This window comes from Vibrio sp. Vb0304 (assembly GCF_033338995.1).
Classification (GTDB): Bacteria; Pseudomonadota; Gammaproteobacteria; order Enterobacterales; family Vibrionaceae; genus Vibrio; species Vibrio alginolyticus.
The window spans coordinates 65,482-72,291 of record NZ_JAWOTT010000021.1 but is presented as its reverse complement, the minus strand read 5'-3'; the positions used below and the strand labels follow the sequence as shown (position 1 = coordinate 72,291).

The 6,810-nt window shown below is 42.6% G+C and carries 7 protein-coding genes; 4 read left to right on the top strand and 3 right to left on the bottom strand.

The window, feature by feature from the left end; genetic code table 11:
* Positions 1–514 precede the first annotated feature (514 nt).
* Positions 515–1,957 (top strand): pyruvate kinase, encoded by a 1,443-nt coding sequence (gene pyk / locus R7P35_RS19460; protein WP_005372972.1) that lies wholly within the window; start codon positions 515–517, stop codon positions 1,955–1,957.
* A 108-nt stretch (positions 1,958–2,065) separates the two neighbouring features.
* Here pyk and R7P35_RS19455 read toward each other — a convergent pair whose 3' ends face one another.
* Positions 2,066–3,217, bottom strand: a complete 1,152-nt coding sequence (locus tag R7P35_RS19455) for a patatin family protein (protein WP_005372971.1) — start codon at positions 3,215–3,217, stop codon at positions 2,066–2,068.
* 44 nt (positions 3,218–3,261) lie between these two features.
* Positions 3,262–3,354, bottom strand: a complete 93-nt coding sequence (locus tag R7P35_RS19450; RefSeq protein WP_005372970.1) for a YnhF family membrane protein — start codon at positions 3,352–3,354, stop codon at positions 3,262–3,264.
* A gap of 127 nt (positions 3,355–3,481) precedes the next feature.
* Between R7P35_RS19450 and R7P35_RS19445 the strand changes: the two genes are divergently transcribed.
* The 3 genes from R7P35_RS19445 to R7P35_RS19435 all read left to right on the top strand — a co-directional run bounded on the left by R7P35_RS19445 (position 3,482) and on the right by R7P35_RS19435 (position 6,200).
* Positions 3,482–4,072 carry an outer membrane protein gene (locus R7P35_RS19445; RefSeq protein ID WP_005372968.1) on the top strand — a complete coding sequence of 197 codons (591 nt, stop codon included), beginning with the start codon at positions 3,482–3,484 and terminating at the stop codon, positions 4,070–4,072.
* Between the two features lie 569 nt (positions 4,073–4,641).
* Positions 4,642–6,108, top strand: a complete 1,467-nt coding sequence (locus tag R7P35_RS19440) for a sodium-dependent transporter (protein ID WP_005372966.1) — start codon at positions 4,642–4,644, stop codon at positions 6,106–6,108.
* Positions 6,105–6,200, top strand: a complete 96-nt coding sequence (locus tag R7P35_RS19435) for a MetS family NSS transporter small subunit (protein WP_005372963.1) — start codon at positions 6,105–6,107, stop codon at positions 6,198–6,200. The genes R7P35_RS19440 and R7P35_RS19435 overlap by 4 nt, the downstream gene beginning before the upstream one ends.
* A gap of 68 nt (positions 6,201–6,268) precedes the next feature.
* Here R7P35_RS19435 and R7P35_RS19430 read toward each other — a convergent pair whose 3' ends face one another.
* Positions 6,269–6,670, bottom strand: coding sequence for a hypothetical protein (locus R7P35_RS19430; RefSeq protein WP_005372960.1), 402 nt, complete (start codon positions 6,668–6,670; stop codon positions 6,269–6,271).
* Positions 6,671–6,810 lie beyond the last annotated feature (140 nt).

Here is a 6,810-nt window from a genome sequence, read left to right as displayed (position 1 = left end):
GACAAATCAATTCGAGAAATAGGACCTTTTAGGTCAATTAGTTTATATACACGACCAGCATTGACCTGTTTGATATGATCAATATGGCCCGGTTGAGCCATGTACATCTTGCACTCCGAAATTCTATAACGGGACAATTTTTTTACTTTGCGAACTAATTGTGAAGTGAATTAATAAATCCCCGTGACAAGCATCACGTATAAACCTGTTTGTTTGTGTATTCAATCAAATAACGAAGAATCTACTCCTGTTAAATTGTTTGAAAAATAACTTATTTTTATTCACTAAATTATGAAGTAGTGCCTTTAAAGCAGCGTATTTTTATCAATAAGGCCATTGCCTGTCGAATATCTGTCTGTTTTACCGGGGTTACTCTTAATGTAAACATTCTGTGCATATACTTATATTCAAGTAGCTTTAAGGTGTGGGCTAAGCGAGGCTAACCTTGAGAGCGATTGCGTAAAGTAAGGATAGAGTTCAAGTTACCTGTACACACACATTCATCGGAGAATCTATGACTTCCAAATTAAGACGAACAAAAATTGTCACTACGCTGGGTCCTTCAACGGATAAGGACAATATACTTGAGGAGATCATCAAAGCCGGTGCAAACGTTGTCCGTATGAATTTTTCACATGGAACCAGTGAAGACCACATTCAACGTGCGAACAAAGTCCGTACCATTGCAGCAAGACTTGGGCGTCAGGTTGCAATTCTTGGTGACTTACAAGGCCCTAAAATCCGTGTATCAACGTTTAAAGACGGCCAAGTCATTTTGAATGTGGGCGATAAATTCACATTAGATAGTGATTTACCAAAAGGTGAAGGCAATCAAGAATCTGTAGGGTTAGATTATAAAGAACTACCGCAAGATGTTTCACCAAATGACATTTTATTACTCGATGATGGACGCGTTCAGCTGCAAGTTACCAAAGTAGAGGGTAATAAAGTTCATACCCGTGTGATTGTCGGTGGTCCACTGTCCAACAATAAAGGGATCAACAAAAAAGGCGGCGGATTGTCAGCCGATGCGCTCACAGAGAAAGATAAAGCCGACATTCTTACCGCCGCAGCAATTCAAGTAGACTACCTTGCTATTTCATTCCCGCGTAACGGCGAAGACATGCATTACGCTCGACGCTTAGCCAGAGATGCAGGCCTTGAAGCCATGTTAGTGGCTAAAGTCGAACGAGCAGAAACCGTCGCGACCAATGAGTCTATTGACGACATTATTCTCGCATCCGATGTGGTGATGGTTGCACGTGGTGACCTTGGTGTAGAAATCGGTGACCCTGAGCTCATAGGTGTCCAGAAAAAACTGATTCGCCGCGCACGCAGTTTAAACCGTATCGTGATTACTGCGACACAAATGATGGAGTCCATGATTACTAGCCCAATGCCAACGCGTGCTGAAGTGATGGATGTGGCCAATGCGGTTCTAGACGGCACTGACGCGGTGATGCTTTCTGGAGAGACCGCTGCAGGTAAATATCCTGTAGAAACGGTCAAATCCATGGCCGAAGTATGTGTGGGGGCAGAAAAAATGTCGGAGGCAAGTCTATCAACCTATCGCTTAGATAGAACCTTCGAAACCGCTGAAGAAACCATCGCAATGGCAACCATGTACTCTGCGAATCACATGGAAGGAATTAAAGCGATGATCTCGTTAACTGAGTCCGGCAGGACTGCGTTGATGATGTCTCGCTTAAGCTCTGGCTTGCCAATATTTGCCTTATCACGGAATGAATCGACACTAAATCGAGCAGCATTATACCGAGGCGTGACACCTGTATATTTCGAGTCAAAAAGTGATGCGGGTTTACCAACGGCTCAAGCAGCGATTACTAGCCTTAAAGAGCAAGGGTTCTTGCACAAAGGTGATTTAGTCATTATTACTCAAGGCGATGTAATGGATGTTGTTGGCTCAACCAACTGCATGCGCATTCTACAAGCGTAGTCGTTATACCTAACCAGAGTTAACCACAAGAACCCGCAAATAAGGCTCCGAAAATGGAGCCTTATTTATATGCTTTGTATATTGCGCACATCGTGAACGTAAGAAGGTTTATGCACTCTCTCTACCATCAATTTCAACATCTAGCTGGTCATAGAGTTGAACTAGGTTAAACCCAGCTTGAAGCCCAAGTTGATAGTCATGCTCTAGTGACTCTTGGTCACTTAACAAAGAAGAAGAACGAAGTCCCTCTTTAGGCGCAACTTGTAAAATAAAAGTGTCGTCAGGTGGAGCAGATATAAAGGCCTGAGTGAGCTCAAATGTTTGATAATGAATCATCAGCATGTCGGCTAAACCTGAATCAAAATTCTCACCAATCAGATGACTTAAACGATACAAGTTATCGGCACCGAACAACCAACGGCCTCCATTTAACAGCATTTTCCCTGCAAGCTTCGATTGATGTGCTGCATTAATTTTTTGTTGGAAGAACGACGCCCAATCCAGCTTCCACTGATTCACTTTTTGCTGCCATGATTGCTGTACTGAGTTGATAGACTCCCGATACCATTCGACAGGCACATCCCCTACTTCACTTTGGGCTCTCGCTTCAATCTCTGAAAACGGCTCTGTGCGAATGACAATAATGTTGCGAGCATTCTGACGCCACGCTTCTTGTACAGGGATAGAGGCAGACACGCCGCCATCAACAAACTTATTGCCATTTACGTCGACAGGTCCGTGGTACAACTTGGGAATCGCACACGTCGCTAGCATAGTGTTAAACCACGAGTCATCCAAGATTGGTAGATATTGATCTGATAGCGTCTCTATATTCGTTACCGCAGCAAACGCTCCTCGTTTTCCCAATGCACTGCGCCCTAAATCAAGGTCAAGCTTGTATGGGAAATCTTGAATCCGTTCTAATGCCCACTCTAAACCTAAGTACTGCTGCTTTCGGATATAGCGAAAAAGATTAAAAAATTCAGGAGACGTTGTCAGCTCGGTAATAAAAGCTTTGCCCATGCCATGTTGACGACACAAGTAAGAACATAAGTTGAGTGCTCCGGCAGAGGTGCCATAGAATTCATCGAAAGGATCGAAGTTGGAAAGTAAAAAGGCGTCTAAAACGCCAGCGGTAAAAATCCCTCTCTGCCCTCCACCTTGCGTGACTAAAGCAGTTTTACCATGCCTAAAGTGCTCATAAACTTTTACATCAAGCTCTGCATGGCTTTCTGTGATTATACCGCTGTTACGTATCATAGGCTCACGCCATTTTGTTAAAACGTTTGGTAAAAGTGGTTATCTTAAGCTGTTGTAATAGCAATGATGCCAAATGACAAAAGCACTGCAAAAACAGTCACCACAATGATTAATGCGGATTTTAGATCGTGTTCCATAAACACCTCCTTAATATGTAACAAATTAATAACACCGGTGTGAAATATGTTCAAGATTTGCTTAATTTAGTCGCGCAATTTTGACTAACCCATCACAATTAGCTTAGTCATAATAAGGAGATAGGGCATGAACCAAAAACTCAGCTGGCTAGTAGGAATCATGATGATGAGTACTGCTATCAATGCACAAGCGAATATCATCGTTACACCATACATAGGCTATACAGGAGGCGGCCAAGTAGAGGATGAAAGTGGTAATACATACGATCTCGACCCCGCAGTGAATTACGCTCTTTCAGTCGAGACTCCCTTAGAAAAAGGAAGGATCGGATTGTTTTACTCCAATCAATCGACGGAACTTGAAAAGCTGTCCAACTCGGCAGATATCCATTATCTGCACTTCCAAAGCAGCATGTACTATCCTGTCGCAGAAAAATGGCAAACCTATATCGGTGTAGGTTTGGGCGCTTCTTACGCCGATGTGGATTGGGTAGACAAAAAATACGGATTTTCGGCTAGCGCTTTTGCAGGGCTGGAATATGAATTTTCAAAGAACTTTGCATTAACAGCCCAACTGAGATGGTTAGGAACGGTCGTTGATAACGATACATCTGGCGCCTGTACTCTACCTAATGACGGCTCAAACTGTATCATTAAGTTCGATACTGATTGGATGAACCAATTCCAATCAAATGTCGGTTTTAGTTTCCGCTTCTAATTTTTATGCATGTTCCTTTATAGGACGCGTCACAAAGAACGCTGAACGAGTCCTGCACAGAGCCGATAAAGGATATCGTCTAAACACCATTGTTTGGCAAAGTAACGAAGCATCATCTAGATAGGTGCACAAAAGATAGCCGTACGCCCTAATTAATCAAAATAGTCTTAAACACCAAAGCAATTATTAGATCCCAGTCATTTATTCCAGACAAACAACCACACACCCACATAAAACCACAATCAAACTCAAATTTAACAAGATTAAAACCAGACAACGCATCTGAATTAACATTTAGATTCTATTGCGCTAAGTATTATTAGAAGTTAGTCTGATCAGTGAAAACAGATAAATATTTCAGTTTTATCAAACACACATCAAAATTTTAAGATTAATAATCTACTTTCTCTTACAGTAACCAGAATATAGCTCTATAAAATTATAAGAAGTTAGAATTAAGGATAGAAAATCTGATGGATAACAGCGGTCCTTTCTTCCAACTATTTGCGCAATTATTACTGTGTTACGTAGAGAGCTTCATTCCTCAGGGAGTCTTATAGGAGTCAAATATGAAGCGAGAACAATGGGGATCCCGGGCGGGATTCATCTTAGCAGCAGTTGGGTCTGCTATCGGTTTGGGAAACATTTGGCGTTTCCCATACATGGCCTATGAAAACGGTGGCGGCGCATTTTTTATTCCTTACATTTTTGCCATGATCACTGCCGGTATTCCATTTATGATCCTTGAGTTCAGTATGGGACAAAAATACCGAGGCTCGGCACCAAAAACACTTGCGAAAATTCATTCTAAATTTGAATGGCTTGGCTGGTTCCAAGTTGGTGTGGCTGCAGTTATTGCCGTTTACTATGTGGCTGTTATCGGTTGGTCGATTTCTTACTTTGGGTTGTCGTTCACTCAAGGTTGGGGAACCGATACCAACGCATTTTTCTTTAGTGAATACCTAAAGCTAGGTGACAACTCACCAACAGACTTAGGCAGTATTCAATGGAAGATTGCTTTATCCATGGTGATTGCTTGGGCAATTACTTACACCGCTATTGCCAAAGGCGTGAAATCAGGAATTGAACGAGCATCTAAAATTATGATGCCAATCCTATTCTTGATGGTGATTTTCTTAATCGGACGTATGATTTTCTTGCCAGGAGCTCTAGATGGCGTGAACTACATGTTCGAACCCGATTTCAGCAAAATTTGGGATGTGAAAGTATGGGCAGCGGCATATGGTCAGATCTTTTTTACGCTAAGTATCGGCTTCGCCATCATGCTAGCTTACTCTAGCTACCTACCAGAAAAGTCGGACATAACGAATAACGCGTTTATGACCGTGTTGATCAACTGTGGCTTCTCGATCCTAGCCGGCATCATGATCTTCTCAGTATTGGGTTACATGGCTCAAGAGCAAGGTAAGCCGTTAACAGAGGTGGTATCTGCAGGCGTTGGCTTGGCTTTTGTTACTTTACCTGCGGCAATTAACCTACTACCTGCCCCATATATTCTTGGTCCACTGTTCTTCTTTGCACTGGTGGTTGCTGGTCTAAGTTCGCATATTTCAATTATGGAAGCCGTAACTTCAGCCATTATCGACAAGCTGAAGTGGAGCCGTAAAAAAGCTGCAAATGTTGTGATTGGTATTGGCTTCGTTGTCTCTATGGCGTTTGCTACCAATGGCGGTCTGCTGCTACTCGATCTAGTAGACCACTTTGCAAACAACGTTGGCATCATGGTTGGTGGTCTGGTTGAGATTGTCTTGATGGCGTGGCTATTGAAGCGCGTGCCAGAAGTACGTAATTACGTTAACGAGCGCTCTGATTTCTCTGTTGGTCAATGGTTCGAGATCTGCTTACGCTTCGTTACACCAATCATGCTCGCCATTATCTTAGCGACCAAGCTATACGCCCTAATTACTGAAGGCTACGGTGGCTATGATCTAACTTTAGGCTGGGCACTTATCGCCGCACTCTTTATCTTTGGTCTAGTGATCAACGCAGTGAACCGCAAGGAGACAGCAAAATGACAATCAGCGCAATTATTATGATGGTTATTGGTTTAGGTATCACTTGGGGCGGCGCTGCCGTTTGCATCAAGCGAGCCATGGATAAACAATAGAACGTTAAGTTCCATATAAAAAAACGCCGGTAGTTACCGGCGTTTTTTGTACATACATTAGTTCAATTCTAGAAACTGTACTTGATGCCAACGGCGCCGCCAAGTTGCAAGTCAGCACCTTTGTAAAGATCTAGCTCTGGGTGTATTTGACCATAAAGGTCCCAGCCGCGTGATAAATCCCAGTTCACACCAAGTGGTACTCTCACACCAAACTCGTCATCCCATTCATACCAGCCACCAACGCCGACATACCAAGTCACAGGCATGTTTTGATCGAATGTTCCACGCTTAGCGATGTAATCAAACGCCATACCATCGTTTCCGATAATGCCACGATATTTGTTATCTAACTCTACAACAACACTTAATTGTTGATCGACAGCCATACCAACTGATAGATCCGTTGGTTCGCTTGCCGCCATTGCCGTACTAGAAACTAGTCCCAAAACTAAAATGAATTTGTTCTTCATACACGTTATCAATTATTCAAAAAAACATTATTCGCTATTCAAACATAATGGCATATCAATATGTCAACGATGGGTAAGCTCGATGTATGAAAAAGCTGACAAAAGTAAAGATGAGTTTAGGATCACACTAAAAAGGAACT

Excerpts from the sequence above, each read along its gene's own strand:
- pyk (WP_005372972.1), top strand. The coding sequence starts at position 515 with ATGACTTCCAAATTAAGACGAACAAAAATTGTCACTACGCTGGGTCCT.
- R7P35_RS19455 (WP_005372971.1), bottom strand. The coding sequence starts at position 3,217 with ATGATACGTAACAGCGGTATAATCACAGAAAGCCATGCAGAGCTTGAT.
- R7P35_RS19450 (WP_005372970.1), bottom strand. The coding sequence starts at position 3,354 with ATGGAACACGATCTAAAATCCGCATTAATCATTGTGGTGACTGTTTTT.
- R7P35_RS19445 (WP_005372968.1), top strand. The coding sequence starts at position 3,482 with ATGAACCAAAAACTCAGCTGGCTAGTAGGAATCATGATGATGAGTACT.
- R7P35_RS19440 (WP_005372966.1), top strand. The coding sequence starts at position 4,642 with ATGAAGCGAGAACAATGGGGATCCCGGGCGGGATTCATCTTAGCAGCA.
- R7P35_RS19435 (WP_005372963.1), top strand. The coding sequence starts at position 6,105 with ATGACAATCAGCGCAATTATTATGATGGTTATTGGTTTAGGTATCACT.
- R7P35_RS19430 (WP_005372960.1), bottom strand. The coding sequence starts at position 6,670 with ATGAAGAACAAATTCATTTTAGTTTTGGGACTAGTTTCTAGTACGGCA.